Here is a 26,792-nt window from a genome sequence, read left to right as displayed (position 1 = left end):
CGATCACTCCTTTTTTCGTTTTGGTTGAAACACGGCAGCGCCGCGCGCATATTCTTGATCCGGCACCCCTGCCACGACGTTCGCGTAACGGGCAACCGTAAATAAATAATCACTCAAGCGGTTAAAGTAAGGCAATTGCCGGTCTGCGACTCCGAGAGCCGCTAAGTCACGCTCGACCCGTCGACAGACGGCACGAGCCACATGTAAGCTAGCTGCGGCAACGCTGCCGCCCGGAAGGATGAAGCGCACAAGTTCCGGACAGGACTCCTCCCACTCATCCATCCATCGTTCTAGTTCCGTCACGATTGACAAATCGACCATTTTTGGCGGTGCCTCAGCATACATCAGCTCCGAACCGAGGTCGAACAAGTCGTGCTGAATCTTCGTCAGCTGTATTCGGAGCGTCTCATCCTCTTGATGCGCGATGGCGAGTCCAATCTGACTATTCAACTCATCGAGATGACCCATCGCTTCAATCTGAGGATGGGATTTCTCGACACGACTACCGATTAATGATGTTTCACCCTTGTCGCCCGTTCGTGTATAACGTTTCATTCGACTCCCCCCTTAAAATGCCACAAATGGTGACTCAAGCGAGTCACCATTACGAGTTGTGTGGTTGTTCAAATGGTAAGTAAATCTCGAAGGTGGTTCCGACCCCGAGTGTACTCGATACGCTCACTTTTCCGTGATGGGCATCGACCACATTCTTCACGATCGCGAGTCCGATGCCTGTCCCTGTCTTCGAACCACTGGTCCGGGCTTTATCGGCTTTATAGAATCGCTCGAAAACGAACGGCAAATCCTCTTTTGGAATTCCATGACCTGTATCCGTCAACTGAATCCGTAGCCCGTCCGTCTCTTCTGTGGCCTCAATCCGAATTTCTCCAGAATCGGTATGCGCGATAGCATTGCCAATCAAGTTGGTGAACACTTGCTCGAGACGATCGCCATCCGCCTCGATGAGACGGTGCGGGGCGTCGGTCTGTAAACGAATCTCTTTTTCAGATGCCATCTGATTGAACTTTCGCATGACTCGGGGCAAGAAATCACCGATATCAAACGAAGTGAAATGCATCGTCTCTTTACCCGATTCGATGCGTGCCAAATCCAACAAATCATTGACGAGTCTTGCCAAGCGGAGCGATTCATCATAGATGATGGAGGCGAACTCTTTCGTCGCCTCGTCACTCTCAGTGATGCCATCGATGATTGCCTCTGAATACCCTTGAAGCGTCACGAGCGGTGTCCGGAGTTCATGGCTAATGTTCGCCACAAAATCGGTCCGCATCTTATCGAGTCGATGACTTTCTGACGTATCCCGGATGACAACGACAGCACCCTCGAAATCGTCTTCTCCGACGAGTGGTGTGACTGTCAGTGTATAGTACCGCTCATCCTGTTTCACTTCGATCGTCTTTTCAGACGTCCCCTCCATCACTTCCTCATAAAGAGACAATACGACTTCATGTGGTTGCCCATCTTGAAGTAATGGACTCGCTTGCGGGTTCGTGACAATCACGTTCGCATGACGATCGAGTGTAATGACACCGTCTGCCATCGAACGAAGAATCGACGCAAGTTGCAGCCGTTCCCGGTCAAGGGCATTCACATACTTCGAAAGCTGACTGCTCATTGCGTTGAAAGAAGCAGCGAGTTCTCCAATCTCATCCCGTGTCTTCGTCTCCAAACGCAAATCAAATTGCCCCTCTCCCGTCTTATTGACTGCATCCCGCATCGCTCGGAGCGGTGCCGTGATTCGTGTCGACAAGAAGAAAGCGAAGACGGTCGTGACGATGATGGCCGAAGCGACGGTCCAAAGAATGATGGTCCGTGCTCCCGCGTTCGCACTCGAGATCGCATCGAGCGGTTCGAGCAGGTAGAGCGTATACTGTCCTGTCGATAAGGAGAAGGTCGTCCGATACGCTAGTGCGGCCTGGTCGTCAAAAGATGAGAAATTCCCGATGGCCGTCTCACCGACCGCCTGATAGGTTTCCCAATCCTGTCGTTCAAGTTCCACCATCAAACCATCCACTTGATTTCCAAAATTCGATCGGGTCGTCCCGTTCTCTAAGATATAGTTAGCCCCGTACACTTCGATGATTTGATCAATCGTCTGGGACGTGTCACCTTCATTCAACAAAACCGATTGGACCTGTCCACCGAGCTTGGCAAGATGGCCTCGTTCCTGGTCGATATGAAAGGAATTAAAAAATTCAAGCATCAACACCGAGACGATGAATAAGATGACACTGACCAAAACGAGAATCGTCAGCCACAGTTTCGTGACGATGCTGTTTCGACGAATCATCATTCACTGGCAGCTTCGAACTTGTACCCGACACCCCATACGGTCGTGATCATATGCGCCGCGTCCGGTGAGACACGATTCAATTTCTCACGAAGACGTTTCACATGCGTATCGACGGTCCGAAGGTCTCCGAAAAATTCGTAGTTCCATACTTCTTTTAACAACTGCTCTCGTGAAAAGACTTTATCCACCTGTTTTGCGAGGAAGAACAATAACTCATATTCTTTTGGTGTGAGGGCGATTTCCTCGCCGTCCACCGTGACGCGGTGTGCATCATTATCGATTGTCAGATGTGGGAAGACGATCAAATCCTTCGACTTCTCACTCGTGTGCATGAACTTCGTCGAACCAGAGCGGCGAAGCAATGCTTTGACGCGGAGCACGACTTCACGCGGACTGAACGGCTTGACGATATAATCATCCGCCCCGACTTCGAATCCTTGGACACGGTCGATTTCTTCACCTTTCGCCGTGAGCATGATGACCGGAGTCGCTTTCGTCTTCCGGAGTTCTGTACATACTTCAACCCCATCCATCTTTGGCATCATCAAATCAAGCAAGATCACGTCGTATTCGTTATCAAGGGCAAGCGCGAGCGCCTCTTCGCCATTGACCGCTTCTTCAATCACATACTGTTCACGTTCTAAGTACATTTTCAAAAGTCGGCGAATTCTCTCCTCGTCGTCGACTACTAAAATCTTCGTTTTCTCAGCCATACCTGAAACCCTCCTAAGACCCATTACGAGTTGTAGCGAATGTTGCACAATTGTGAACATTCCACTCTCTGCCATAACTATACCACTCTATTATTTCGCTTCACAACGATGATTTGATGGACCAAATGAAAAAGAAGTCACAATTGTGACTTCTTTTATGTCAGGCATACGAATGCAGACCGGCAATGACCAGGTTGACGAAGACGAGGTTGAACATGATGATGGCAAATCCACCGACACATAACCAGGCCGCTTTCGTTCCTGTCCAGCCACGCTGAATGCGCATATGCAAGTAGTAAATATAGATCAGCATCGTGATGAGGGCCCAAACTTCTTTCGGGTCCCATCCCCAGAAACGGTTCCAGGCAATCTGTGCCCAAATCATCGCAAAGATCAGACCACCAAGGATAAAGACCGGTAATCCAATCGCGACCGAGCGATAGCTGATTTCATCAGCAAGGTCGAGATCGACTTTTTTTGCAAGGGGTTGGAGCGCTTCAGCGACGCGTTTACGCAAGATGACAAAGCGGAGCAACACATAGATTACAATTCCGCCGATGACCGACCAGATGAGCGTGTTCAACTTGAGTGTATTGATCCAGTTCGGGAGCTCGAGTGACAAGCCACTCGCGCCAGACACGAGTTGTGCCCCTTCTGGGACGAACAAGATCGGCATGAAATATTCATACGTCTCCGCTTGACCGCGGTCGTTCGTGAACTCGACGACACCTCCGGCACCAATCCCCTTGAATAACATCGAGACGATGATGAAGCCGAGCGTGCACATGAGGACAAACATCGTCACTTCGAGCCACGTCCGTGACTTAGACTGTTCTTTCATCGATGTTTCGTTCAATAAGAAAATGAGTCCCGATGCAAAACTAATGGCCAAAATCCCTTGTCCGAGCGCAGCCGTCGTAACGTGAATTTTCAGCCATACACTGTTGAGTGCCGGGATGAGCGGTGCGACCTCACTCGAGAACATTGAAGCGAAGGCGATGACGAGTAACGCCACCGGCATCGCGAACAAGCCGAGTACATCATTTTTATAAATTCCATATACGACGAGGAACCCAAGTACCATCATCATACCGAAGAACGTCGTATATTCGTACAAGTTTGATACCGGCGCATAGCCGACACCTGCCCAGCGCATAAAGAAATATGTCATTTGAGCGACAAAGCCGATGATTGCCAAGATAAAGGCGTATTTCCCATAGGCAACACGGTTGACGTTTCGATCTTTACGCATACCACTGACGGCAATCGTAAAGAGAACCGTCGAGATTGCGTACAGGAAGAACGCGATAAACAGCATTCGGCTGCTCCATTCAATCCATTCCATCAAGATTCCCCTCTTTCATCTGTTGACTCGTTCTCCGACTTCTCTGTGAATCTCGCCTGGTCTTCCCACATCGGTAAGCCAGTTTGTTCTAATAGCGGCGACACTTCACGACGGAGCGAGGACGGGTTTTTATTCGTAAAACCGGCTACAAGCACGCCCTCTTCATGACGACGGATCCAAACGCGACGGTGTGGCCAGTACATGCCCATCGCAATACCGATCATAAAGATCGTGGCACCGACGATCAAAATCGGATAGGTGGAGTCACTCTTCACACGTAAACCACTCGTGCTCGCCATCTCTGTACCTGCAAACTGGACATCGTAGCGGTTCTCTTCATCAGCGACATTCAGACGAATGCCGATTAAATTCGACTCCGTTTCTCCTTCAGGTGATTCAACGTTGAAGAAGAAGGCAGGATTCAGTGCACGTGGTGATTTCGTATTCGGTTGTCCATCTTTCACTTCAAAGTCTGGATACAAATCTTTCAACGTGACGGTGACCCCATCGAGCTCATAAGACTTTTCCGGATTCTCCAAATCAACTTTGAACGGACCATATTCGTCGCCGGTTTCTTTATCTGCCAACATGAACGACATCGATAAGAACTCTGGACGACTTGAATATTGTTCCTGATACACTTCAAATTTATCGAACTTAAACGGGTGGTTGACTTTCGTCGAACCGACATCGACTTGCTCGAGTTGCGGCGATCCGTCCTCGTTCGTTCCCGTCTTTTTGAATAACGTCAACTCTGTCTCATAATTTTTAGGAACGGCTCCTGCTTTTTCAATGGCGGCCGCGAACTTCGCGTCCTCTTCATTGTTCTCAGGGTCGTACATTTCAAGAATGAACTGGTCGTTCCGTAAGTAGTACTCGCCGTCAGTCGCCTCTAGCGACACCGTGTCGCCTTCACGCACCCATTCGAGCGTATCCGTATGGAATGCAGGGAACACTCGCAGCATCGCCCCTAGGAAGAAGATGACAAGTCCGAGGTGGTTGACGTACGGACCCCAACGACCAAACCGGTGTTTCTCTGCTAACAGAGCATCGCCGTCCCGTTTGACGGTATATCGTTTCTTTTTAAGTGCGACTGCGATCTCATCAATTTGAGCCTCCGTCCCATCACCTTGTCCGAAGAGACGTTGCCCCTTCATAAAACGTTCTGTCCGTCTGACCGGTTGTTTTTTAAGCGCCTTATAGAGCGGAACCCCACGGTCAATCGACACGACGACGAGTGAGAGCGTCAACATGACAATCAGACCGATGTACCACCACGATGTGTATAGGTTATGGAATCCGAGGGCGTAATAAATAGAACCCGGTGTTCCATACTCCTCCATATAATATTGTTCAGGCGGTAATTGTTGTGGGATGTACATCTCTTGAGGAAAGATTGTTCCGATTGCCGAACCGACAATAATCAATGCAATTAACCACAACCCCACTTTGACCGATGCAAAGAAGTTCCACACACGGTCAATGATCGATTTCGGACGACGCTTCGACCGTAAATCAGCGCCTTCGTATTTCATATCTAGCATCTGTGCGTCCCCCGTTCGCTTACAATGACTTCTCGGCTAGCTCCATCAATTTCTCTTTCGTGAGTTCACCTTCATACTTTTCAATTACGTTCCCTTCACCATCGATGACGAATGTGACGGGTAGGTTATAAATGCCATACGCTCCTTCGACTTCGCTCTGGGTATCCATCAAAATCGGATAGTCGAGCCCGACACCAAGGTCGTTGATGAAATTATCGACACGAAGCGGTGTCTCTCCGACGTTCACGGCCCAAAAATCGACACCCATGTCTTGAAGTGTCGCATAGTTTTCTTGTACGACCGGCATCTCTTTCTTACACGGTTCACAGAACGTACCCCAGAAATTCAAGAGCATCCCTTTCCCTTCGTAGTTATCTCGCTCATACAAGGTCGAACCGTCGAGTGTGACGAGCTTGAAGTTCGGTGCCTCGTCGCCCGCCTCGATGCGTCCATCGTTACCCGCTTGGTCGAATGTTTGCATAATCGTAACCGCTCCCGCGAAGAGAACGACCGTCATGATCATCATCCGCCAAAATGACCTCTTTTTCTTTTTTGCGACCGCTTGTTCCATCCGGTCGTCTTTTTGTTGATCTTTTGTCATCGTTTTCACACCATCCTTCAGTTGCTATTGTACTGAAAAAACATTAAAAACGCACATTAACAGACTTTTTTCATTTTTTTGTCACACAATCTACACAATCAAAAAAATCATCCTATTTCAGGACGATTTTTTGTTGTTATTTTTTCTTCTTTTTGCCTCGTGGTTTCGGTGGAACGGTAGGGTTCGCAAGTTCCCGAAGCTTACTGATTTCTTTGTGTGAAAGTTCACGCCAGTCGCCCGTGTTCAGACCGTCGAGCGTCAAGAAACCGAACTGTTCACGCTTCAGTTTGATGACCTCTGAACCAATGGCTTCCACCATCCGACGGATTTGACGATTGTGACCTTCCGAGATGACGATTTCGAGGATGGCTGTGTTCTTCTTCTGGTCTACAGACTTCATCTTCACTTTCGCACTTCCCGTTTTGAATCCGTCATCGAGTTCGACACCAGACTCAAGCTGTTTGATGGCCAAGTAAGATGGGATGTTCTTCACTTTTGCCACATAACGCTTTTGAATTTTATATTTCGGGTGTGTCATCATGTTCGAGAACTCGCCATCGTTCGTCAAGATGATGAGACCCGTCGTGTTGTAGTCAAGACGACCGACCGGGAATACACGTGCTCCTGGTGGGACGAGGTCTGTGATGACTTTACGTCCTTTGTCGTCATCGACCGTCGATACGTAGCCACTCGGTTTATAAAGCAAATAGTAGACATGTTCTTCTTGTTCGATTTTGACGCCATCGACTTCAATCTCTGACTTCGGTCCAACTTTCGTCCCGAGTTCACGGACGACTTTTCCGTTCACGCGGACGCGACCATCCAAAATCATTTCTTCCGCTTTCCGACGCGAGGCGACCCCCGCTTGTGCGATTACTTTTTGCAAACGTTCCATATGATTAATCCTTCTCCAATCTCTCTTCTTGCTTCGGTGATTCCTGACCGAAGAACAAATCGCCTTCGTCTGTCAGTTCATCCTCAAATGTTAATGGTGGCAATTCTTCGAGCGAGTTGAACCCGAAATGGTCGAGGAAGTGCTCTGTCGTACGATACAGCTTGGCACGACCAATCGTCTTCGCACGACCAGCCGATTCGATCAATCCTTTCGATAACAACGTATGGATGACCCGTTCGACTTTGACCCCGCGAATCTCTTCGATATCCGCTCGTGTGACCGGCTGTTTGTAGGCGATGATAACAAGCGTCTCCATCGCTGCACGTGAGAGCGCCTGCTCAGCCATCGTCCCGACATATTTTTGAATGTACGGAGAGACGTCCGGAACGGTCACGAGCTTGTAGACACCTGCCGATTCCATGAGCTGAAACGGCCGATTCGATGATTTGAACGATGTCTCTAGCTTACTGAGCTGTTCTCGTGCCGCAGCTTCTGAGATATCGAGCGTCTCGGCGAGCGCGCGTACTTCCATCCCTTCATCACCGACGACGAACAGCAATCCTTCAATAATCGTCTCATAAGACAGCAACCGCTTCATCCCCTTTCTTTGATGGTTCAATGAATGAGATTTGAATATCTTGGTCGAGTTGTTTTGTTACGACGACCCGTAGCTTGATCAGCTCAAGAAGCGCCATAAACGTTACCACGAGATCCGAGACGTTCGGTTGCTCAACAAAAAAGGCGAAAAACGACGTTTGTCTCGTCGACGATACGTGTTCATGAAGACGCGTCATCTGCTCTTCAAGCGTACGCTCTTCCCGCTTGATCGTCTTTTTGCGTCGTTCTTTCCAACGTTTCCGTTCAATCATCTTCGAATAGGCGTGGAGAAGATCCGAGAAGTTGAGTGGTCCGTCATACTTAGACACCTCTTCAGACATATAAGTCGTCAAATCTTCACCCGGTCGCGTATACAATTCAAGCCGGTGTTCTTCTTGTTCACGCATGAAGACGACCGCTTCTTTATATGCTTTGTATTCAATCAATTGACGAATGAGACCTTCACGCGTCGGTTCCTCACTGAAGTCTGGAACCTCTTCATCCTCGACCGAAACTGGCGGTAACAATTGTTTGCTCTTCAATTGGAGCAACGTCGCCGCCATGACCAAGTATTCACTGGCCACATCGAGTTCAAATTTTTGCATCGTGCGAATATAGCCGACATACTGGTCAGTGACTTCTGCCACGGAAATGTCGACGATATCAATCTCCATTTTTCCAATCAAATGGAGCAACAGGTCGAGTGGACCTTCGAACGTATCAATTTTAACGTTATAGGCTTCCATAGAGACACCTGCCATTTTACATTTTTGCGCTTTAGTATAACATGTTTTATAACACCGTGGACACGAAAGGAGAAAATTGATTCATGACCCCTTTTATTCATTATACGTTGCTTTTTGAATGTCATGCCGATTATTTCGAATGTCATGAGGTATTAGAAGAGGCGTGGCAGGCAGACGGACGCCGTCACCACGGCTATGCAGCGCTCATCCAATATGCTGTCATCCACTATCACCTCCGGCGCGACAATTTGGTCGGTGCAAAAAAGAGCTTGCGACTCTTACGTCGAAAGATTGACATCGCTTCTCCCTATTTGAATAAACTCGGTCTAGATGTCGACTCCTTCATCGCACAACTCGAGGAATGGCCGCTTCGCGCGACGCTTCCATTGCAATCAGATGTCCGTGAGACGGTCGAATCCCTAAAATCGACGTTTCCATCGACGGACCTGGCGTTCGAGGAACTCGTTCATAAACATCTACACCGTGACCGGAGCGAAGTGATTATGGAACGGAAATCTGCCCTTCTCGAACGTCAACGAGCGAGGAATTCCGCTAGCCATTCCTGAACCACATGCAAAACCCCCGCAGTCACAGGGTCGTGATTGCAGGGGTTTTTATCGTCAGACGACTAATTGATTCCATTTATCCAATAAATCGCCCGTCTTGCCTGTACCGGTTAGCGTCAAATCAAGTGGAAGGACGTTTCTTACCTCGTCTAGAAGCTCGTAAGAACGTTTCTCGCCACGGAATGATGGCGACAAGGCGATATGGTCGATGACCATTGTCGTTTCTTGTTGCTCCATACCAATGATACCAACGAAGTCTTCACCGACTTTCCACAAATAGAGGAACTTCGACTCCTCCTCGTCATACGATCGGACGAGTTCAAGCAAGCTTAGCGGAGATTTGTCACTGCATGAGAATGCGAGTAGACCCATCGCCGTCTTTTCATAAGAACGTTTATATTTGACCAGCATTGCTGGGTTCACCACCTTTTGTCATTCAAGTTTCACGACGTGAACACGTGAGAGACATGGTTCATTGTGCCATACCCTTCAGGCAAAAATCAATTCTCGTCCCAAACCTTCACTTCTGCCATCTTCGTACCTTGACGAAGTTTGACGGCATGCTCAAGACCAGATGTCACTTTACCGAATACCGTATGGACACCATCCAAATGCGGTTGTGGCTCATGGACGATGAAGAACTGTGAAGACCCTGTGTCACGACCTGCGTGGGCCATTGAGAGTGAACCCGCTTCGTGTTTGTGTGGGAACGATGTCGATGTCTCACAAGGAATCGTATAGCCTGCGCCACCCATTCCAGTTCCTTGTGGGCAACCACCTTGGCTGACGAAACCAGGGATGACACGGTGGAACGTCAATCCGTTGTAAAACCCGCTGTTCGCAAGTTTTTCGAAGTTTTCGACCGTGATTGGTGCTTCACCGTGGAATAAATCAAATTCAATCATTTCGCCATTTTCAAGTTTCATAGAACCTTTTTTCATGTTTCAAGCAACCCCTTTTTCATAATATGTATCCTGCTGTTTGACACTCACATTACCCATCTTATCAAAAAAACACGTCTGTCTCCACTTTTTTGTGGAAACAGACGTTCTGCCTTATTGAATCACCGCGTGAACGAGTGGACGGGCCTCTGGTTTCGTTGCACCGATCGTATACGCATGGTCTAAACGCTCGATGGCTGAAGACATGTCTTCGATGTTCGAACGGAGTACCGCGATCACATCGCCTACCTCGACACGGTCGCCGACTTTTTTCTCAAGCGTGATGCCTGCCGCAAAGTCGATTTTGTCTTCTTTTGTCGCGCGTCCTGCACCGAGAAGCATCGCCGCAACACCTACTTCGTCTGCGATGATCGACTCGACATAACCTGCTTCTTTTGCGACGAATGTCGTCTCATATGAAGCTTGTGGTAATTTCGTCACATCATCGACGAGTGATGCGTCGCCACCTTGTGCTTCGACGAACTTGCGGAACACCTCGAGGGCGTGTCCATCTGCAATGCGCTTCTCAAGGTCGGCATATGCTTCTTCAAACGTTGGATAGAATTCACCGAGGACAGCCATATGTCCAGCGATCGTGAGAGCGATTGTTTTCAAATCTTCGACTTCTTTACCTGAGAGGACTTCAATCGCTTCTTTCACTTCGTTCGCGTTCCCGATTTCAAAGCCGAGCGGTTGGTCCATGTCTGTGATGACCGCGACCGTCTTACGTCCGACGTTTTTCCCGATTGCGACCATTTCTTCCGCGAGGGCTTTCGCATCATCAAACGATTTCATGAACGCGCCAGAACCTGTCTTGACGTCAAGAACGATACTGTCCGCGCCTGCTGCAATCTTCTTCGACATGATTGAACTTGCGATGAGCGGGATCGATTCGACCGTAGCCGTAACGTCGCGGAGCGCATACAAGCGCTTATCGGCAGGCGTCAAGTTCCCTGTCTGACCGATGATCGACATTTTGATATCATTTACTTGTTTCGTGAATTGTTCTTCCGTCAATTCAACGTTGAACCCCGGGAATGATTCGAGCTTATCAATCGTACCACCCGTGTGACCGAGACCACGACCGCTCATCTTCGCAACGGGGATGCCGATTGAAGCAACGAGTGGTGCCACGATCAAGCTGATTTTGTCCCCGACGCCGCCCGTCGAGTGCTTGTCAACTTTTTTCCCTTCGATGTTGGAAAGGTCAATCGTATCACCAGACTTCACCATTTCCATTGTCAATGCAGCCGTCTCGTTTTCAGTCATCCCATTGAAGTAGATGGCCATCGATAAGGCTGACATCTGATAGTCAGGGATTGATTCGTTCGTGAAACCTTCGACAACGAAGCGAATCTCCTCTTCGTTCAATTCTCCACCGTTACGTTTCTTTAAAATCAAATCGACCATACGCATAACTGTCGTCCTCCTAAAATTAAGTTACTTACATGCTTTTAATCGTGCCACGTACGAGAGAGAGGAAGTCTTGACGAACGCGCTCTGTCGTTTCGATGACTTCTTCATGGTTGAGTGGTTGATCTAAGATGCCTGCTGCCATGTTCGAGACACACGAGATCCCGAGGACACGCATATCCGAATGACGCGCGACAATGACTTCTGGAACGGTCGACATACCGACGACGTCGCCACCGAGAAGACGGGCCATTTTGACTTCAGCTGGTGTTTCGTACGTAGGACCTGTGTTACCGAAGTAAACCCCTTTTTGTACAGAAAGTCCAAGGTCTGAAGCGACACGTTCTGTCAATTTCACGAGCTCTTTATCGTACGCTTCTGACATGTCAGGGAAACGTGTCCCGAATTCACTCGCGTTCTTCCCGATGAGCGGGCTCGTACCAAAGAAGTTAATATGATCTGTGATGATCATCAAGTCGCCTGGGTTGAATGACTCGTTACACGCTCCTGCCGCGTTTGTGACGATGAGAGTCTCGACACCGATCAATTTGAGGACACGAACCGGGAACGTCACTTGTTCCATCGAGTATCCTTCATAGAAGTGGAACCGTCCTTGCATGGCGACGACTCGTTTTCCTTCAAGTTCACCGAACACGAGTTGACCCGCATGTCCTTCGACAGTCGATACCGGGAAGTGTGGAATCTCCTCATAAGGAATCGCTACCGGGTTCTCAATCTCGTCCGCGAGGACTCCAAGTCCCGACCCTAGAATGAGTCCGATTTCTGGTGTACTGCCCATACGCTCCTGCAAAAACGCTTTTGTTTCGTTCCAATTTACCATGAATATTGCCTCCTCAAATTTCGTTTAAGAAACTCTTTCCGTTTGATGGTGCCGCAACGTTAAAGTTGTCAGCGACGGTCGCACCGATATCTGCGAACGTACCACGAATGCCTAAATCAACCGCCTTCGCTCCGTTGTGATGAACGATGAGCGGAACGTATTCACGCGTGTGATCTGTACCGGCATGAACAGGGTCATTTCCGTGGTCAGCCGTGATGATGAGCAAGTCATCTTCACGAAGGCGCTCCATCACTTCCGGTAAGCGAGCGTCATACTCTTCAAGCGCGACCGCATAGCCTTCCGGGTCACGACGATGACCGAATAATGCGTCGAAGTCAACTAAATTCAAGAAGCAGAGCCCTTCGAAGTCTTCCTCGAGCGACTCGACCAATTTGTCCATGCCATCCATGTTCGATTTCGTGCGGACCGCTTTTGTCACACCTTCACCATCGTAAATATCGCTGATTTTCCCTAATGCGATGACGTCTTTCCCAGCTTCCTCAAGCGTGTTCATGACGGTCTTGCCGAATGGTTTCAAGGCGTAATCGTGACGGTTTGCCGTACGGACCCATGCTCCTGGTGTCCCGATGAACGGGCGAGCGATGATTCGTCCGAGCATGTATGGATCTTCACGTGTGATTTCACGAGCGTATTCGCAGATTCGGTACAACTCATCAACCGGCACGATGTCCTCGTGTGCTGCGATTTGAAGGACTGAGTCGGCTGATGTATAGACAATCAGAGCGCCAGTCTCGACATGCTCTTCACCGAGTTCGTCCAAAATTTCTGTTCCTGACGCCGGTTTGTTCCCGATGATTTTACGTCCGCTGAACTCTTCGAGGCGGTGAATCAAGTCATCAGGGAACTCCTCGAATACTCGGAATGGTGTATCGATATGAAGACCCATGATTTCCCAATGTCCTGTCATCGTATCCTTACCAGCTGAGATTTCTTCCATGCGACCATACGCACTCGGTGCATCCGATGCATCGATGCCTTGAATCGGCTTGATGTTCGAAAGTCCAAGTTTACCCATGTTCGGCATGTTCAATCCGTTATGTTCACGCGCGATATGCCCGAGCGTGTCGGCCCCTTTGTCACCGAACTGTTCAGCATCTGGTGCTTCACCGATACCGACCGAGTCCATGACGACTAAGAAAATACGTTTAAACTTCTTCACAAAAAATTCCTCCTTTTCGGTGTCTAGGCACGAGGGTGATGCTTACGATACACATCATGCAATCGTGATTTGTTGACGTGTGTATACACTTGCGTCGTCGCTAAATCCGCATGACCGAGCATCTGTTGAATGGCGCGTAAATCCGCACCGTTCTCGAGAAGGTGTGTCGCAAAAGAATGACGGAGTACGTGCGGTGTGATTTCTTTGTCAATTCCAGCAAGTTTGGCTCGTCGTTTGATCATCTTCCAAAATCCTTGGCGACTGAGCCGTCCTCCTCTGCCGTTTAAAAAGAGCGCTTCGGTCTCTCTGCCGCCAAGTCCGTTACGAGCTTGTTGGATGTAACGCTCGACAAAACTTTGGGCAACCGAGGATACCGGAATGATTCTTGCGCGCTCGCCTTTCCCTTCACATTGTAGATACCCCAATTCGAACTGCAAATCATCCAAATCCAAACCTAAAAGTTCACTGACCCGCATCCCTGTCCCGTAAAGCAATTCAAGCATGGCTCGGTCTCGTAACGAGAGCGGGTCCGACGTCGGGACGCTGTCCAACAGACGTTCAACTTCCGCTTGTGACCATGTATCCGGAAGTTGCTTTTCTGCTTTTGGAGATTCTAGGTAAAGAGACGGATCGGTCGTCGTGACTCCGGTCATTTTGAGATGATGATGAAACATCCGGATCGAACTGACAGCTCGTCTTAATGAGGACGAGGCACGCCCCGCCTGTGACAGTTCTTCGATATGTTTGACGATATGCGAACGTGTCACTTCATTCCACTCTTCTACCCCAAGTTGGGTCAAGGTCGATGCGTACTGCGTCAAATCGCTCGCATACGCCTGTCTCGTATTCGCGGACATCCGCTTTTCAACTGTCATGTATTGAAGAAATGACTCGATATGCGAACGCATCATACCCTCCTCCTTCCTTGTTTCACCTGAATACGCTTACAGCATATCACTTATGTAAACTGTTGTGAAGATGTCTGACCTCATTTTTTATTCACTTTTTTGTGAACGTTTACGTGATAAAAATACATCTCAGAATTCTTATTTTTCTGGCATCTTCAAATGAGAAACGTTATACTACAAATAACTTATTAAAGTATTTTAAAAAGTGGATAGGAGTTGAATCGTGATGAAAGATCCACAACATGAATTACTAGTCGACATCCGAAAGCAAATTGCCCTACACAACGTTTCGACAATTTCCGAGTTGAGTAAGGCCACACACGTTTCATTCCCTACCGTTAAGAAGATGATTGATGACATGATTGAACACGGTGAAGTCATCGAACACGGTCAACTTGCCCCAAAAGGAGGAAGACCCGCAAAAAGTTATAAATACAATCCAACATTCCGATGTTGCCTGACCCTATATATCGAAGCGAGCGAGATTCACTATCGCTTGATTGACTGTAAAACTCAGAATGTTGAAGAAGGTGTAACTTTAGTCTCAGGCACGCATTTAGAGACGTTAGGCAAACTCGTCGATACATTCGATGAGCACACAATAAAAATCGGTGCCATCTCTGTCGGCGTCGCCGCTGCAGTCGATACGGGTCGAATTGTTTTCGCCCCAGAATATCCATCACTGGCGCATTTAGATTTGAAGAACTGGTTGATGGAACGAACTGGACTTCCGGTCGTCATTGAAAATGATATGAATGCCGCCGTCTATGGATTTTCCATACGAGATGAGACCACAACACATCAGTCCATCGTCTATCTCGGCCTCGGAAAGAATGGTCCAGGTGCTGGTATCTTGCTCGATGGACATGTCGCTCGCGGACAATCCGGGTTTAGTGGTGAAGTTTCATTTCTTCCGCTTTATGATGATGCAACTTTCTTTGACCGCATAAAAAACAAGCCTTATGGACCACATGTTCTGAAAAAAGAAGAAATCGATGCATTAGGACGGCTCGTCGCTACATTTGCTGCGACACTAAACCCACACACATTCATCTTTTCAGACGTCGACCTCATTACTGACGATCTGTCTCACATCGACCGCGCATGCGAACGATATCTTCCCTCTCGTCACCTTCCTCGTCTACGGATTGGGGAATGGGAAGAGGATTACTTTTCCGGACTGGCTCGCCTCGGCATTGAATTGATGCTCGAAACGATTCCGCGAGGTGACGTATGACGATTGTTTTGTTGGCCGTGATCTATCTCGCATTTATCAGCCTTGGTCTTCCGGATGCCCTCATCGGTGTCGGGTGGCCACTTATGCATCAAGAATTCTCCGCACCCGTATCGATGGTCGGATGGATTTTTATGACGATTGCTGGTGGAACGATTCTTTCGAGTCTACTGAGCGGTAAACTATTGAAACATTTTGACACGAAACAAGTCACGTTCGGTTCGACATTACTCACAGCGCTCTGTCTGTTCGGATTCTACTATGCTCCTTCAATCGGTTGGCTATTCGTATTCGCCATCCCGCTCGGTCTAGGCGCCGGTGCCGTCGATGCCGCTCTGAATCATTACGTTGCCGAACATTACGAAGCACATCATATGAACTGGCTACACTGCTTTTGGGGAATCGGCGCGACCGGGGGACCACTCGTCATGGCGGGTGTATTAACAGAGGATGGATGGCGTGACGGCTATTTGATTATCGCCGCCGTTCAGTTCAGTTTAGCTCTCGTATTGTGGTTGTCTTTCCCACTTTGGAAACAGAAAGAGGATTCCACTGCACATCCTCAAGAAACAGCCGTCACGACACTCGATCGCAAGCTACCGACCGGAGTGTCCTATGCATTGGCCACATTTCTACTTTACTGCGGGGTCGAAGCGTTGATTGGGTTATGGACGAGCAGTTATCTTGTGCAGATGAAACAGTTTTCCATTGCGACGGCTGCGGCATGGGTGTCCATCTACTACGGTAGTATCACAATTGGACGGTTTGTGAGCGGATTCCTCTCGTTCCGTTTCACGAACAAACAGATGATTCGGATGGGACAAATACTCGCCCTTGTCGGAAGCATCCTCTTCTTCATCCCAATCTCCGCGACGATGCTCGTCGGCTTGATGCTGATTGGCTTCGGATTGGCTCCGATTTATCCAAGTATGCTTCACGATACGCCGAATCGGTTTGGCTCGGCACAATCGAAACGTTTGATGGGGTTTCAAATGGCATTCGCCTACTCAGGGAGTACGTTTCTCCCCCCGTTATTCGGATTAATCGTGTCTATGACTTCACTCCGTTTTTTACCGTTTGTGATCATCCTAATCATGACCGGGATGCTCTTCAATACAGAACGGTTGAATCAAATGATTAGACGAACATCAGAGGAGGATTCTATATGAGAATTGAACATGTCGCCCTTTGGGTAAACGATATCGAAAACATGCGCAGGTTTTACGAAGTCTATTTTGATGCACAGTCAAATGATAAATATGAAAACGAGAAGAAACAGTTTGAATCGTACTTTTTAACGTTTCGAGGTTCACGTTGCCGACTCGAACTGATGAGACGACCTCACCTTAAAGAACATCCGAAAGAATCGGCCGGGTATGCACATCTCGCCTTTTCACTAGGAAGTAAACACGCGGTAGATGCCTTGACGGAACGCTTTCAACTTGATGGATACACACACGTTGACGGTCCACGGACGACCGGTGATGGTTATTACGAAAGCGTCATCCTTGATCCGGAAGGCAACATCATCGAATTGACAATCTAAACAGAAGGAGACAACACACATGATCCAGGCAATTTTACTTGATTTAGACGGAACGCTGTTAAATGACGAGAAAATCATCACGGAACAGACGAAGCGCACGCTACTTGCATTGCAAGAGCAAGGTGTCAAAGTGGTGCTTGCGTCAGGACGTCCAAAGCGAGGGATGATTCGCTATGCACAAGAGTTGAAATTGAACGAGTTCGGCGGGTTGATTGTCTCTTCTAATGGAGCATGTGTCACGGACGCTTCTACAGGCGACACGCTTTTTGAACAAGCAATGCAAATCGAGGATGTTCGCTCAATCTTAAAGCACTTAGAGCACTACGAGGTCATCCCAATGATTAACGATGATACGTATATGTATGTGCGCGACGTTTTCGAGGGACAACTTGAAGTGAATGGAAAATTGATTAACATCATCGAATATGAATCGAGAGGCGGTCAGTTCCAATTGCGAGAAGAACCGAACTTAATCGAGATTATCGACTTCCCCGTCCATAAGATTCTCGTTGCTGGCGAGCCTTCATACTTACGAGAGAATGCAACTGCATTAGCTGGCCCTTTCACAGGTCGGGTCACGAGTATGTTCACAGCGGCGATGTATTATGAATTCACCGATTTCGGCATTGATAAGGCGAAGGCGCTGCGTCACGTCTTCGAGGACTTGTGTATCAATCGTGACCGCGTCATCGCTTTCGGAGATGGTCATAACGACCGTTCAATCATTGAATACGCAGGAATTGGGATTGCCATGGGAAATGCCGTCGATGCATTGATCGACATTGCGAGTGAGGTCACGACATCAAACAACGACGATGGGATTTCGAAGATTCTTGAGCGATATATCACACATTGAAAAAGGACAGATGACCTGTTGGGGTCGTCTGTCCTTTCTGCATTAACCGTTGATGACTGCTTTATGACCTTCGAGTGTGACGCCTTTTGCTTGGCATACTTTACAGATACCGTGAAACGTCAAGCGATGGTCTTTAATCAAAAATTCGTATTTACTCTCGACTTTTTTCTCAACATCGACGAGCAAGTCTTCCATGATTTCCTCGACCGAGCCGCATTCGACACAGACGAGATGGTGGTGCGAATGGTTCGCCCCTTCTGGACGTAAGTCAAAGCGTGCAACTCCGTCACCGAAGTTGACTTTATCGACCACGCCGAGCTCTGTCAATAATTCTAATGTGCGATAAACCGTTGCGAGTCCAATTTCTGGTGCGATGCTTTTCACGAGCATGAAGACGTTCTCCGCACTTAAATGGTCACTCTCATTCTCAAGTAAGATACGTACCGTCGATTCACGTTGTGGTGTTAATTTATATCCTTTGGCGCTCAATTGCTGTTTAATTCGTTCAATTCGCGTTTCCATAAGGCGCCCCCTCTTTACATAGTTCACTACTGAAAGCATACCGAAGTTTTACTCAATTTTCAATTTAAAATCATTACTATGTAAGTTTATCATATAAGTACTTAGATTAGAATTATTTCAATCTAGACAATTGCCACCATTGGATTGCCATAATTGTCTTGGCGTCGGTAATGATGCCTCGGTCCAGTAAATCGACGGCTTTATCAAATGAGTATCGTTTCACATTTAAAAATTCATCTTCGTCTAAATTCATCTCACCGGCAGATAACCCTTTTGCGACATATACATCGACCCGCTCACTGCAGAACCCAGGTGCCCCGTAGAAAGAAAAAATCTTTTCAAGCGATTCCGCCGTGTAGCCCGTCTCCTCTTCGAGCTCGCGCTCGGCACTCGCCATCGGCTCTTCGCCTTTTTCCAACTTACCGGCTGGAATCTCAAGCGACATCGATTCAAACGCTTTTCGGTACTGCTCCACCATGACGATGTTGTCCGATTCATCAATGACGAGTACAGCGACGGCTCCGTTATGATAGACGAGTTCACGTACAGACGTGTTTCCGTTCGGAAGGGAAACGACATGCTTTTCCACATCGAAGATTTTGCCTTGATAAATGACTTCCCGCTCAATCGTTTTTTCTTCCATATGATTACTCCTCACTTTTCGATATACTCTGATTATGAGTCAAACCTACATTTCGAACAAGGAGGAATCCAAATGAGTGAACTCGGACTCGGAACGATGACGATTTTGAAACATGGGGAGAAAGAGGCAAAGAATATCCTGGAAACGGCCATTCAATCGGGGATTCGCCATATCGATACGGCAGACGTCTATGAACGACAAGCTGTCGAGCGTGTGATTGGGGAAACGTTGGGTCAAGAGCGACAACACTTGTTTTTGGCGAGTAAAGGTGGCAATGAATTGACTGAGGAGGGCATGCGTTGGAATCCTGATCCGTTCTATTTAGAGGAAGCATTGCACGGATCGCTCGAGCGATTGAAAACCGATTATCTGGATTTATATTATATACATGGCGGCACGCTCGAGGATGACCTCGACGCAACGATTGAATGGGCACAAAAACAAAAACGAGATGGTCTAATCCGACAAATCGGACTCTCGTCGATTCGTCCGAACGTCATCAACCATTGGGTCAAATCCGGTGCCCTCGATGTTCTCATGACACCGTATTCCCTACTCGACCGCCGGGCAGAGACGCTCAACATTTCAATCCCCATCGTCGGTCGAGGGGTTCTTGCCAAAGGCCTATTAACGGATGAATGGGAGACTCGTCTCGGAGATAAGGGATTTGAGACGTGGCGAAAAGAGGAACTCGCAAGTGAATTGGCGATGATGCCGACACCGATTCAAGCCTATGCACTCGAAGCTGCAAAACGGTTCTGTGACGTCGTCTTACCAGGCGCCTCTTCAGTCAAGCAATTGAACGAAACGATTCGTTCATTTGAGACCAAAACCGATGATGAAGTGCTTGATCGCTTACTCGCTCGTTTACCGGTTCACCCATACACAAAACACGTGACCTGATCCGCTCAGGTCACGTGTTTTTCGTTGCGTGCTTGAATCTGTTCGATCGCCCAATCCGCCCATCCGGCATAGTTCTCCATCATTCGGATCGCATACTCGCTCGTCAGCAAATAGCCAAGTGTATCCTCGTCCGATTGATGTTCTTCTTGAAACATACGAATCTGTTGTGCGACCTGCTCATGGTGTGCCTTTGTCTCTTCGATATATCGGACCGCTTCTTCAACCGGCAACAATTGGAGCAGACTGACACGCAGGAGGTTTTCATCCTTCATTTTCGGTTGGAACGACGTTGGTTGACGTAACCAATTGATTAACTCTTCTCGTCCTCGATCCGTGATGGAGTATATTTTTTTGTCTGGCAACTCTTGTTGAGAGACATGTTCCGCCGAAACGAGTGCCTCTTCTTCCATCTTTAACAGTTCCCGATAAATCTGTGTATGATGGGCGTTCCAAAAATGAATCATCTGCGCCTTGAACGTCGCGTTCAAGGCGTACCCGGTCGCAGGCTGATGGGTCAATAACCCGAGCAATGCGTGACGTAACGCCATATCCATCACCTTTTCCTTCTCATGCTATTTTTAATAGTGTATCACATTCTCAAATGGTTTCGAGAATGCCAATCTGTTGACGACCCGTTAAAAACCCGACAAAATAGATAGAAGAAAGGAGAGTTGTCTATGCAACCGATTCATTCATCACAACAATTTGACGAAGCCACAAAAGATCATGGAATGGTGGTCTTCACTACATCATGGTGCCCGGACTGTAAACGTCTGGACATGTATGTCGATGAGCTTGTCAAAGACTATCCACAATTTAACTGGCACGTCGTCGACCGCGACGAACTCCCAGAGCTATCTGATGCACAAGAAGTTCGCGGCATCCCTTCACTTCTTTACTATAAAGACGGGGTAAAACAAGAACACCTCCACTCGGCGAACGCCAAGACGGAGATGCAAATCCGTTCTTTCCTCGATACGATCCAAGCATGACCTGATTCCTGCAGCCCATTCGACTGCAGGATTTTTTTGTACACACCTCTGTCATCCTCGATTATACTGTAAGAAATAACCAAATGAGAAAGGGAAACAATCATGACGTTTACACGCCTTTTCACTCCACTCTGTTTTACCATGTTGATGTTGGTCGGCTGCATACAACCATCCACGTCATCATCCATGCCGTCTGATGACGAGACGGCTATCATAAAAAGTGCTGTTACCTATCTACACAATAAGAATTGGCTACCAACCGATGAAAACGGGAAACAGGCTACGATTCAATCCATTACAGTCGATGATCGTTATGACTTAGTCGATGATCGGTTTGAAGGAACACGTGCCTGGCTCGTCACGTTCCCCCCTGATCCACAGCGTACGGTCGAGATTCCACAAGTACTCGTTGAATCGGAATCGAACGACGTGATTGGTCATCTTTTAAGCGAATAACGTGAACCTCCGACTACTTGTAATGCCGAACATACCGCGAGTCAATCCACCGCTTCATATAAGATGGAATCCGACCATGCCATGTAAACTTTCCATATGTTAGCAAGGCGCGCCCTGGTGTCGTCAGTAAGATATTCATCGATTGACGTCTCCGAAATGGTCGACTTGTTTCCTCGAGTAACCGTTTGCCGACATAGCGCCCTGACCTAACAGCATCGACGCCTCCATTTAAGGAGGATGCCATATCTCCTGTTACATATATATTTGTAAAATGATGATGACGTAAATATTTGTCTACCTCTATAAAACTCTCAGGTTTTGCAAGCCCTGATTCAGTCCACCATTCCACGGGAACAACCCCCGTCGCATCCAATAAAAGCCCTTCCGATGCGTCGCCATGAAACGCCTGTTTGACGACCATGACCCCTGTTCTGACCAACAATCGCTCGATGTGCTTTCTAGTATGGACCGAGACGTCTGGTAATATCTCTTTTGCATACAGTGTCACATTTTTTGTGCGAGCACACGTGAACGCCAATTCTACGCCGGCCTTCCCGCCTCCGACGATGGTCACTTGTGAACTCGATTCGATTTGGTCGAGTAAAGCTTGTGACATCGGTTTAAGTGGCGTGCCGATTCCCCGACTTTTCGCACCGGTGGCTAAAACGAGTTGATCGTATTCAAACATTCCGTTTTCTGTTTGAACCGTCTGCTGAATCGGGTCAATCGAGAGCACCCGCTTTGCGACCGGCTCTAGTTGAGGTGATCGGACCGTAGCTGAATCCATGAGCCCGGCAATCACTTGTGGAAACGCACCTGTATAAATCGTCTGGCAGTCTCCAATGAAGCGAACATCATAATGTTTGCATATCTCCTCAATACGATCGAGAATTTCTAGCTGTCCGTGTCCAAGTCCGGCCAACACCAACTTCGGTTTCATCGCAAAATCCTCCGCGCCTCAATGAATCGTTGTGTGATTGTCATGACTTCAAGCAATAAAAAGATAAGAGCAACCCCGCCGACCCAGTTCGGGAAGAGAATCATCAACGTGAACAAAATGAAGCACTCTGTTCGCTCGATAATTCCTGGCTGATAGTAAAACGTCTTCTCTGAGCGCTTTGAACTACTCGCACCGACAGCTAGGAACAGTGTCATGGCGATCACAAATGAAGCAATCAGAATGAGAAAAATAGGCATATATTCCGGGTAACGAAGGGCAAGGGCAATCACGACCGACAATTCGACGAATCGGTCCAGGACGAGGTCAAGCACCGTTCCAAACCCACTCGTTTTCGACTTTCGAGCCATCGTCCCATCTAAAACATCAAACAAGCCAGATAGCCACAGTAAGATGACGGCAGTCCAGTGCATATCATTATAGATAAAGATTCCGGTCGAGATTCCGATGATTCCTCCAAGTACTGTCACTTCGTTCGGCGTGAAATTCCATTTGAGCAATCGATTCGCTCCACGTTCGATGACCGGTTGAACGTAACGACTTCCGTAAGTATCGAGCATACTATTCCTCCTTTCGTTTAATTCGATAAATCATTCCAGTTTGGTACGTTTCACACGTCGGTAACATGACGGATCGTCCATCCTTGAACTGATATTCCCCGAAACATTGACCGAATCGATAAATTTTCTTCATCAACTGAACCGACACACCAGTCGCTTCGGATACCTCCACTTCAGACAACGGTCGCAGTTCTCCATCGAGCATGACAAAGTCACCAAATCCAGGGGCCGTATCGTATAACTCCGCAACCGTCCCCGTACGTGTCACCTTGCCTTCATCAATCAGCGTCACCTGGTCTGCCATGAGCATCGCTTCTTCCCGATCATGAGTGACCAATACCGCCGTCAAGTTGAGTTCTTTCACTAAGTCCCGGATAAAACGCTGCAAGTCGAGCTTGAGTTTGGGATCAAGGTTTGTAAAGGGTTCATCTAATAACAGTAGTTCTGGTTCAGCAGCTAAAGCTCGGGCAAGACTGACCCGTTGTTGTTCGCCACCAGACAGTTCGTGTATCTCGGCATCATATCGGTCACCGAGTTGAACGACTCGTAACCAATGTTCGGCTTGCTTACGAGAACGCTCTCGAGTCACGAGCGCGACATTCTCTCCGACTGTCAAATGTGGGAACAATAAAGCCGTTTGCGATAGCATCGTCACGCGCCGTTTATGCGCAGGGACAGGGATTAAAGAACGGTGATTCCATTTCACGTCGCCGCTGTCAGTCGACTCAAGACCTGCGATGATTCGTAGAATCGTCGATTTCCCTGAACCACTCACACCGACGATTGCGTGAATGTCGTGAGGTTTAACCTCGAAGTCGACACCATTTAGTATTTGTTTCGTTCCAAATTGTTTATATAGATTTTGTACATTCAAACTCATTGAAGACGTCCTTTCAGCATACGCACCATATACCGATCCCATCCTGAGAGCAGGAAATAGAGGAGAACGGGGAATAGGATGAGCATCCATGTGTTCGAGAGAGCTAGACCACGATTGTTTCCCGCATAAGATTGATACAATTCTGTCGTCACGGTCGGAATCAATCCCGCACCAATCAACTGGATCAGCGCAAATTGACTGAGAAAAATGACGGTCGTGAACAACGCGATGGTCCGCATCAATCTAGAAAAGAGCGGATACAGCACGTACATGACTCGCCGTCTCGATGGCAGAATCCGAGCTTGTTCCAAAAGTGGTCGACCGATGACCGCCATTCCGTTGTAGGCGAGGCGGATTGAATAGGGAATCGTCACGACGAGCAGGGCAAGGGTGACGCCGACATACGTCCCAATCAGACCAGCTTCCGCCAAAATCAGATAGAGGCCAAACAATGTGGCCAGCATCGGAATGAACAATGGTAAAAAGACGAGCCATTCGATGACATGTTTCCATCTAGAATCTGTCCACAATAGCCACCAGGCACACATCATCGAGAGCCACACATTGATCCCAGATAAAATCACAATCAATCCTATCGTATGAACGATTGCCATGTTGTTCTCGATTTCAAATGTCGGGACTACGAAAAAGAGGCTGATAAACGGTATGAACGTCAAACAGATGAGAAGCCCTTGTCGAATCATCGTCTCACCCCACGTTCAATTCGTCGTCGTATGGATGCGGTCAATACGTAAGATAGGAATACGCCGATTCCGACAAGACATGTCCAGACGAGGGCGACCGCATAAGGCTCTGTCGCCTCTAAATAGAGTCCAGTCGACAGTCGTTCATACGCGAGGACACCGATGAGTTTCGGGTAAGTCACGCCGAGCAATGCCGGGACCTCGTATGCGAACGAGATAAAGGCGATTAAAATCCATGCCGAATCGAGTAATGGTTTCATCAGAAACGGCAACTCCCCATGTTTGAATTGGTCAAACGGAGAGAGTTGGAGCGTCTTCGCCATCTCGACGTAACCCCGATTCAATTGCTCATATGTCCCGAGCATCATTAAAAAGACGAACGGTGTCTCCTTCCATATATAGGTCAGGATGACCGTGACATAGTTTCGTTCGTTCGCCTCAATCCATCCGATGCCGTTCGTTCCGGTGAACAATAACCAAAACAGGTATGCAGCGGCAATGTGAGGGACAAACATCGGAAGTCGGAGTACAGATGATAGGAAACGCCAACCTTTTTGGACGACCGTTCTTGCAAGCCACGTCCCGATTACAAGCGATAGACCGGTCGATACGCTGACGACATAAAGCGTCGTGACGAAACTATCGCGCCACGTCTCATCTGTTAAAAGCGAGCCCCAATCCGTTCCCATTGACTCTATGGCGAGAAAGATGAGAGCAGTGAGCGGAAGAAGCGACACCATGATCGTCACTGCGACACTACTTCGCAACACGTGGCCACTCCTCGCGGACGGTGTCAATCACGTTCGGTCCATAATCCGGAATCGAACGTTCGAGTAACTGCTCCGAATCTGGGTACGTGACACCCTCCCCTAATTCTTCAAACGCTCGTTGGTCATTCACGTCAAGCTTCGTTAAGTCGAGTGATGTGCCGTCTCCCCAATATTCTGGTCCTTGTTTGACAAGCTGTGCTTCAGGAGACAACAGTTCTTGAAGAAGGACTAACGCCCCATCTGGATTCGGGGCATTGAATGGGACTGCTAAAAAGTGTGTCGAGGCAATGGAGTGATCGAGGACGAGCGCGCGTGTCTCTTTCGGGAAGATCCCTTCCGTCACTTCCGCCTCGGCTCGACGTTCGTTGAATCCCATCGTCATCCAAACTTCTCCCGATGCATAGAGCTGATCGAGTTGTTCGAGCGTCTTTGGATACGTTTGTCCGTCTTTCCACAAATTCGGAGACCACGCTTTCAAGTCATCCCAGAACGAATCCTCAATGGTCGCTTTTTGGTCCAACTCGTCACCGTATCGTTCATACAATAGATGGCGGACGAAGGCATTCCCGGTGAAATCTGTGACTTCAGGATACGTGAATCGACCTGGATTGTCTTCAGTCCAGCGACGTAATTCTTCAAACGATTGAGGAGGATTGTCCACTTTCGAAGCATCGTAATGCATGATGAATTGTACATTCCCCCATGCGAGCTCCAAGTCCTCTGTCGGGGTGCCGGCATCTGATTGCTGGGCCGTTTCGTTTAATAACTCGGCGTTCGGGACACGTTCCATCAGTCCGTCTCGAAGAAGACCAGCCTCTTTCGCATTTCGGAAATTATCGCCATTGATCCAGACGGCATCAATCGTCCCGACTTGTCTGTCCGCTTTTTTATCGAGTGATAATTGTCGAATGAATTCTGCCGTATCCATTGCGACACGGTTCAATTCGACATTGTAAGATTCCTCGAGGCGAGGTGCCACGTAGTCATCGATGTAGCTGTTGATGCCCTCGTCCCCACCCCACATATATAGGTTGACGGTCGACCCTTCTGCCGTCGTCGCTGCTTTTTCAAACGAGTCCGAAAACTCAACTGCCTGTTCACTCCCACACGCTGCCACGAATGTGAGCATGACAGTTGCGAGCAGTACTCTCCATTTCCTCATCT

At 48.2% G+C, this 26,792-nt stretch carries 32 protein-coding genes; 8 read left to right on the top strand and 24 right to left on the bottom strand.

Annotation, left to right across the window (positions count from 1 at the left end):
• Nucleotides 1-3 precede the first annotated feature (3 nt).
• The 9 genes from KNO79_RS05665 to KNO79_RS05625 form a co-directional block, all read right to left on the bottom strand.
• Nucleotides 4-555, bottom strand: a complete 552-nt coding sequence (locus KNO79_RS05665) for a cob(I)yrinic acid a,c-diamide adenosyltransferase (RefSeq protein ID WP_012726488.1) — start codon at nucleotides 553-555, stop codon at nucleotides 4-6.
• Nucleotides 556-604: 49 nt separating this feature from the next.
• Nucleotides 605-2,314 (bottom strand): HAMP domain-containing sensor histidine kinase, encoded by a 1,710-nt coding sequence (locus tag KNO79_RS05660; protein ID WP_143180242.1) that lies wholly within the window; start codon nucleotides 2,312-2,314, stop codon nucleotides 605-607.
• Complete coding sequence (locus KNO79_RS05655; protein WP_147538010.1) at nucleotides 2,311-3,027, bottom strand: response regulator transcription factor; 717 nt, start codon at nucleotides 3,025-3,027, stop codon at nucleotides 2,311-2,313. The genes KNO79_RS05660 and KNO79_RS05655 overlap by 4 nt, the downstream gene beginning before the upstream one ends.
• 160 nt (nucleotides 3,028-3,187) lie before the next feature.
• On the bottom strand, nucleotides 3,188-4,372 hold the full coding sequence (ccsB, locus tag KNO79_RS05650; protein WP_031423441.1) for a c-type cytochrome biogenesis protein CcsB: 1,185 nt from the start codon (nucleotides 4,370-4,372) through the stop codon (nucleotides 3,188-3,190).
• Nucleotides 4,372-5,916: a cytochrome c biogenesis protein ResB gene (resB, locus tag KNO79_RS05645; RefSeq protein WP_159562414.1), complete on the bottom strand. Its 1,545-nt coding sequence runs from the start codon at nucleotides 5,914-5,916 to the stop codon at nucleotides 4,372-4,374. Before resB ends, ccsB begins: the two co-directional genes overlap by 1 nt.
• Before the next feature lie 19 nt (nucleotides 5,917-5,935).
• On the bottom strand, nucleotides 5,936-6,517 hold the full coding sequence (resA, locus tag KNO79_RS05640) for a thiol-disulfide oxidoreductase ResA (RefSeq protein ID WP_047795228.1): 582 nt from the start codon (nucleotides 6,515-6,517) through the stop codon (nucleotides 5,936-5,938).
• Nucleotides 6,518-6,653: 136 nt separating this feature from the next.
• A complete protein-coding gene (locus KNO79_RS05635) occupies nucleotides 6,654-7,412 on the bottom strand; it encodes a pseudouridine synthase (RefSeq protein WP_012726494.1) in 759 nt (252 codons plus the stop codon).
• A 4-nt stretch (nucleotides 7,413-7,416) separates the two neighbouring features.
• A complete protein-coding gene (gene scpB, locus KNO79_RS05630) occupies nucleotides 7,417-8,010 on the bottom strand; it encodes an SMC-Scp complex subunit ScpB (RefSeq protein ID WP_074036818.1) in 594 nt (197 codons plus the stop codon).
• Nucleotides 7,988-8,755 (bottom strand): segregation/condensation protein A, encoded by a 768-nt coding sequence (locus KNO79_RS05625; RefSeq protein ID WP_031423432.1) that lies wholly within the window; start codon nucleotides 8,753-8,755, stop codon nucleotides 7,988-7,990. The genes scpB and KNO79_RS05625 overlap by 23 nt, the downstream gene beginning before the upstream one ends.
• Before the next feature lie 83 nt (nucleotides 8,756-8,838).
• Between KNO79_RS05625 and KNO79_RS05620 the strand changes: the two genes are divergently transcribed.
• Complete coding sequence (locus KNO79_RS05620; protein WP_214690803.1) at nucleotides 8,839-9,321, top strand: DUF309 domain-containing protein; 483 nt, start codon at nucleotides 8,839-8,841, stop codon at nucleotides 9,319-9,321.
• A 54-nt stretch (nucleotides 9,322-9,375) separates the two neighbouring features.
• Here KNO79_RS05620 and KNO79_RS05615 read toward each other — a convergent pair whose 3' ends face one another.
• The 6 genes from KNO79_RS05615 to xerD form a co-directional block, all read right to left on the bottom strand.
• Nucleotides 9,376-9,732: a GCN5 family acetyltransferase gene (locus KNO79_RS05615; RefSeq protein WP_074036814.1), complete on the bottom strand. Its 357-nt coding sequence runs from the start codon at nucleotides 9,730-9,732 to the stop codon at nucleotides 9,376-9,378.
• An 89-nt stretch (nucleotides 9,733-9,821) separates the two neighbouring features.
• Nucleotides 9,822-10,262, bottom strand: coding sequence for a peptidylprolyl isomerase (locus tag KNO79_RS05610; protein ID WP_074036812.1), 441 nt, complete (start codon nucleotides 10,260-10,262; stop codon nucleotides 9,822-9,824).
• Nucleotides 10,263-10,376: 114 nt separating this feature from the next.
• Nucleotides 10,377-11,678, bottom strand: a complete 1,302-nt coding sequence (locus tag KNO79_RS05605) for a pyrimidine-nucleoside phosphorylase (protein ID WP_074036810.1) — start codon at nucleotides 11,676-11,678, stop codon at nucleotides 10,377-10,379.
• 28 nt (nucleotides 11,679-11,706) lie between these two features.
• A complete protein-coding gene (locus tag KNO79_RS05600) occupies nucleotides 11,707-12,516 on the bottom strand; it encodes a purine-nucleoside phosphorylase (protein WP_012726501.1) in 810 nt (269 codons plus the stop codon).
• A gap of 13 nt (nucleotides 12,517-12,529) precedes the next feature.
• Nucleotides 12,530-13,696 carry a phosphopentomutase gene (deoB, locus tag KNO79_RS05595; protein WP_196430830.1) on the bottom strand — a complete coding sequence of 389 codons (1,167 nt, stop codon included), beginning with the start codon at nucleotides 13,694-13,696 and terminating at the stop codon, nucleotides 12,530-12,532.
• A 23-nt stretch (nucleotides 13,697-13,719) separates the two neighbouring features.
• A complete protein-coding gene (xerD, locus tag KNO79_RS05590; RefSeq protein ID WP_167365518.1) occupies nucleotides 13,720-14,604 on the bottom strand; it encodes a site-specific tyrosine recombinase XerD in 885 nt (294 codons plus the stop codon).
• Nucleotides 14,605-14,830: 226 nt separating this feature from the next.
• On the opposite strand from xerD, the gene KNO79_RS05585 reads away from it, so the two are divergent.
• Genes KNO79_RS05585 through KNO79_RS05570 form a run of 4 tightly spaced genes read left to right on the top strand, consistent with a single transcriptional unit; the run spans nucleotide 14,831 to nucleotide 18,240 of the window.
• Nucleotides 14,831-15,841, top strand: coding sequence for an ROK family protein (locus KNO79_RS05585; protein WP_214690802.1), 1,011 nt, complete (start codon nucleotides 14,831-14,833; stop codon nucleotides 15,839-15,841).
• Nucleotides 15,838-17,007: an MFS transporter gene (locus KNO79_RS05580; RefSeq protein WP_074036800.1), complete on the top strand. Its 1,170-nt coding sequence runs from the start codon at nucleotides 15,838-15,840 to the stop codon at nucleotides 17,005-17,007. The genes KNO79_RS05585 and KNO79_RS05580 overlap by 4 nt, the downstream gene beginning before the upstream one ends.
• Nucleotides 17,004-17,384 (top strand): VOC family protein, encoded by a 381-nt coding sequence (locus tag KNO79_RS05575; RefSeq protein ID WP_074036798.1) that lies wholly within the window; start codon nucleotides 17,004-17,006, stop codon nucleotides 17,382-17,384. Before KNO79_RS05580 ends, KNO79_RS05575 begins: the two co-directional genes overlap by 4 nt.
• A 19-nt stretch (nucleotides 17,385-17,403) precedes the next feature.
• Nucleotides 17,404-18,240 (top strand): Cof-type HAD-IIB family hydrolase, encoded by an 837-nt coding sequence (locus KNO79_RS05570; protein ID WP_214690801.1) that lies wholly within the window; start codon nucleotides 17,404-17,406, stop codon nucleotides 18,238-18,240.
• 42 nt (nucleotides 18,241-18,282) lie between these two features.
• On the opposite strand, the gene fur is transcribed toward KNO79_RS05570, so the two are convergent.
• The gene (fur, locus tag KNO79_RS05565) at nucleotides 18,283-18,762 is read right to left on the bottom strand and encodes a ferric iron uptake transcriptional regulator (RefSeq protein WP_012726507.1); all 480 of its coding nucleotides are present in this window, start codon (nucleotides 18,760-18,762) and stop codon (nucleotides 18,283-18,285) included.
• A gap of 112 nt (nucleotides 18,763-18,874) precedes the next feature.
• On the bottom strand, nucleotides 18,875-19,405 hold the full coding sequence (locus KNO79_RS05560; RefSeq protein WP_214690800.1) for an NUDIX domain-containing protein: 531 nt from the start codon (nucleotides 19,403-19,405) through the stop codon (nucleotides 18,875-18,877).
• Between the two features lie 72 nt (nucleotides 19,406-19,477).
• On the opposite strand from KNO79_RS05560, the gene KNO79_RS05555 reads away from it, so the two are divergent.
• Nucleotides 19,478-20,308 (top strand): aldo/keto reductase, encoded by an 831-nt coding sequence (locus KNO79_RS05555; protein ID WP_214690799.1) that lies wholly within the window; start codon nucleotides 19,478-19,480, stop codon nucleotides 20,306-20,308.
• A gap of 5 nt (nucleotides 20,309-20,313) precedes the next feature.
• Here the strand turns inward: KNO79_RS05555 and KNO79_RS05550 are convergent, their stop codons facing one another.
• Nucleotides 20,314-20,862 carry a PadR family transcriptional regulator gene (locus KNO79_RS05550; RefSeq protein WP_084543069.1) on the bottom strand — a complete coding sequence of 183 codons (549 nt, stop codon included), beginning with the start codon at nucleotides 20,860-20,862 and terminating at the stop codon, nucleotides 20,314-20,316.
• A 123-nt stretch (nucleotides 20,863-20,985) separates the two neighbouring features.
• Here KNO79_RS05550 and KNO79_RS05545 point away from each other — a divergent pair, with 123 nt between their 5' ends.
• Nucleotides 20,986-21,300 carry a thioredoxin family protein gene (locus KNO79_RS05545; RefSeq protein ID WP_012726511.1) on the top strand — a complete coding sequence of 105 codons (315 nt, stop codon included), beginning with the start codon at nucleotides 20,986-20,988 and terminating at the stop codon, nucleotides 21,298-21,300.
• A 102-nt stretch (nucleotides 21,301-21,402) separates the two neighbouring features.
• Nucleotides 21,403-21,756 carry a hypothetical protein gene (locus KNO79_RS05540; RefSeq protein WP_214690798.1) on the top strand — a complete coding sequence of 118 codons (354 nt, stop codon included), beginning with the start codon at nucleotides 21,403-21,405 and terminating at the stop codon, nucleotides 21,754-21,756.
• 13 nt (nucleotides 21,757-21,769) lie between these two features.
• Here KNO79_RS05540 and KNO79_RS05535 read toward each other — a convergent pair whose 3' ends face one another.
• Genes KNO79_RS05535 through KNO79_RS05510 form a run of 6 tightly spaced genes read right to left on the bottom strand, consistent with a single transcriptional unit; the run spans nucleotide 21,770 to nucleotide 26,790 of the window.
• Entirely contained in the window at nucleotides 21,770-22,696 is a 927-nt protein-coding gene (locus KNO79_RS05535) for an NAD(P)/FAD-dependent oxidoreductase (protein ID WP_214690797.1), read from the bottom strand.
• Complete coding sequence (locus KNO79_RS05530; protein WP_214690796.1) at nucleotides 22,693-23,274, bottom strand: CDP-alcohol phosphatidyltransferase family protein; 582 nt, start codon at nucleotides 23,272-23,274, stop codon at nucleotides 22,693-22,695. The genes KNO79_RS05535 and KNO79_RS05530 overlap by 4 nt, the downstream gene beginning before the upstream one ends.
• 1 nt (nucleotide 23,275) lies before the next feature.
• Entirely contained in the window at nucleotides 23,276-24,154 is an 879-nt protein-coding gene (locus KNO79_RS05525; RefSeq protein ID WP_214690795.1) for an ABC transporter ATP-binding protein, read from the bottom strand.
• Nucleotides 24,151-24,858, bottom strand: a complete 708-nt coding sequence (locus KNO79_RS05520; RefSeq protein WP_214690794.1) for an ABC transporter permease subunit — start codon at nucleotides 24,856-24,858, stop codon at nucleotides 24,151-24,153. The genes KNO79_RS05525 and KNO79_RS05520 overlap by 4 nt, the downstream gene beginning before the upstream one ends.
• Nucleotides 24,855-25,628, bottom strand: coding sequence for an ABC transporter permease subunit (locus KNO79_RS05515; RefSeq protein ID WP_214690793.1), 774 nt, complete (start codon nucleotides 25,626-25,628; stop codon nucleotides 24,855-24,857). Before KNO79_RS05515 ends, KNO79_RS05520 begins: the two co-directional genes overlap by 4 nt.
• A complete protein-coding gene (locus KNO79_RS05510; RefSeq protein WP_214690792.1) occupies nucleotides 25,615-26,790 on the bottom strand; it encodes an ABC transporter substrate-binding protein in 1,176 nt (391 codons plus the stop codon). The genes KNO79_RS05515 and KNO79_RS05510 overlap by 14 nt, the downstream gene beginning before the upstream one ends.
• Between the last annotated feature and the right edge of the window lie 2 nt (nucleotides 26,791-26,792).

The organism is Exiguobacterium sp. s43 (assembly GCF_018617255.1).
GTDB lineage: Bacteria > Bacillota > Bacilli > Exiguobacteriales > Exiguobacteriaceae > Exiguobacterium > Exiguobacterium profundum.
Note: the sequence above shows the minus strand (reverse complement) of the source record. Positions and strands in the feature narration are given on the sequence as shown.

Bases quoted from the DNA above. Each gene is read 5' to 3' on its own strand.
- KNO79_RS05665 (WP_012726488.1), bottom strand. From the start codon at position 555: ATGAAACGTTATACACGAACGGGCGACAAGGGTGAAACATCATTAATC.
- KNO79_RS05660 (WP_143180242.1), bottom strand. From the start codon at position 2,314: ATGATGATTCGTCGAAACAGCATCGTCACGAAACTGTGGCTGACGATT.
- KNO79_RS05655 (WP_147538010.1), bottom strand. From the start codon at position 3,027: ATGGCTGAGAAAACGAAGATTTTAGTAGTCGACGACGAGGAGAGAATT.
- ccsB (WP_031423441.1), bottom strand. From the start codon at position 4,372: ATGGAATGGATTGAATGGAGCAGCCGAATGCTGTTTATCGCGTTCTTC.
- resB (WP_159562414.1), bottom strand. From the start codon at position 5,916: ATGCTAGATATGAAATACGAAGGCGCTGATTTACGGTCGAAGCGTCGT.
- resA (WP_047795228.1), bottom strand. From the start codon at position 6,517: ATGACAAAAGATCAACAAAAAGACGACCGGATGGAACAAGCGGTCGCA.
- KNO79_RS05635 (WP_012726494.1), bottom strand. From the start codon at position 7,412: ATGGAACGTTTGCAAAAAGTAATCGCACAAGCGGGGGTCGCCTCGCGT.
- scpB (WP_074036818.1), bottom strand. From the start codon at position 8,010: ATGAAGCGGTTGCTGTCTTATGAGACGATTATTGAAGGATTGCTGTTC.
- KNO79_RS05625 (WP_031423432.1), bottom strand. From the start codon at position 8,755: ATGGAAGCCTATAACGTTAAAATTGATACGTTCGAAGGTCCACTCGAC.
- KNO79_RS05620 (WP_214690803.1), top strand. From the start codon at position 8,839: ATGACCCCTTTTATTCATTATACGTTGCTTTTTGAATGTCATGCCGAT.
- KNO79_RS05615 (WP_074036814.1), bottom strand. From the start codon at position 9,732: ATGCTGGTCAAATATAAACGTTCTTATGAAAAGACGGCGATGGGTCTA.
- KNO79_RS05610 (WP_074036812.1), bottom strand. From the start codon at position 10,262: ATGAAAAAAGGTTCTATGAAACTTGAAAATGGCGAAATGATTGAATTT.
- KNO79_RS05605 (WP_074036810.1), bottom strand. From the start codon at position 11,678: ATGCGTATGGTCGATTTGATTTTAAAGAAACGTAACGGTGGAGAATTG.
- KNO79_RS05600 (WP_012726501.1), bottom strand. From the start codon at position 12,516: ATGGTAAATTGGAACGAAACAAAAGCGTTTTTGCAGGAGCGTATGGGC.
- xerD (WP_167365518.1), bottom strand. From the start codon at position 14,604: ATGCGTTCGCATATCGAGTCATTTCTTCAATACATGACAGTTGAAAAG.
- KNO79_RS05585 (WP_214690802.1), top strand. From the start codon at position 14,831: ATGAAAGATCCACAACATGAATTACTAGTCGACATCCGAAAGCAAATT.
- KNO79_RS05580 (WP_074036800.1), top strand. From the start codon at position 15,838: ATGACGATTGTTTTGTTGGCCGTGATCTATCTCGCATTTATCAGCCTT.
- KNO79_RS05575 (WP_074036798.1), top strand. From the start codon at position 17,004: ATGAGAATTGAACATGTCGCCCTTTGGGTAAACGATATCGAAAACATG.
- KNO79_RS05570 (WP_214690801.1), top strand. From the start codon at position 17,404: ATGATCCAGGCAATTTTACTTGATTTAGACGGAACGCTGTTAAATGAC.
- fur (WP_012726507.1), bottom strand. From the start codon at position 18,762: ATGGAAACGCGAATTGAACGAATTAAACAGCAATTGAGCGCCAAAGGA.
- KNO79_RS05560 (WP_214690800.1), bottom strand. From the start codon at position 19,405: ATGGAAGAAAAAACGATTGAGCGGGAAGTCATTTATCAAGGCAAAATC.
- KNO79_RS05555 (WP_214690799.1), top strand. From the start codon at position 19,478: ATGAGTGAACTCGGACTCGGAACGATGACGATTTTGAAACATGGGGAG.
- KNO79_RS05550 (WP_084543069.1), bottom strand. From the start codon at position 20,862: ATGGATATGGCGTTACGTCACGCATTGCTCGGGTTATTGACCCATCAG.
- KNO79_RS05545 (WP_012726511.1), top strand. From the start codon at position 20,986: ATGCAACCGATTCATTCATCACAACAATTTGACGAAGCCACAAAAGAT.
- KNO79_RS05540 (WP_214690798.1), top strand. From the start codon at position 21,403: ATGACGTTTACACGCCTTTTCACTCCACTCTGTTTTACCATGTTGATG.
- KNO79_RS05535 (WP_214690797.1), bottom strand. From the start codon at position 22,696: ATGAAACCGAAGTTGGTGTTGGCCGGACTTGGACACGGACAGCTAGAA.
- KNO79_RS05530 (WP_214690796.1), bottom strand. From the start codon at position 23,274: ATGCTCGATACTTACGGAAGTCGTTACGTTCAACCGGTCATCGAACGT.
- KNO79_RS05525 (WP_214690795.1), bottom strand. From the start codon at position 24,154: ATGAGTTTGAATGTACAAAATCTATATAAACAATTTGGAACGAAACAA.
- KNO79_RS05520 (WP_214690794.1), bottom strand. From the start codon at position 24,858: ATGATTCGACAAGGGCTTCTCATCTGTTTGACGTTCATACCGTTTATC.
- KNO79_RS05510 (WP_214690792.1), bottom strand. From the start codon at position 26,790: ATGAGGAAATGGAGAGTACTGCTCGCAACTGTCATGCTCACATTCGTG.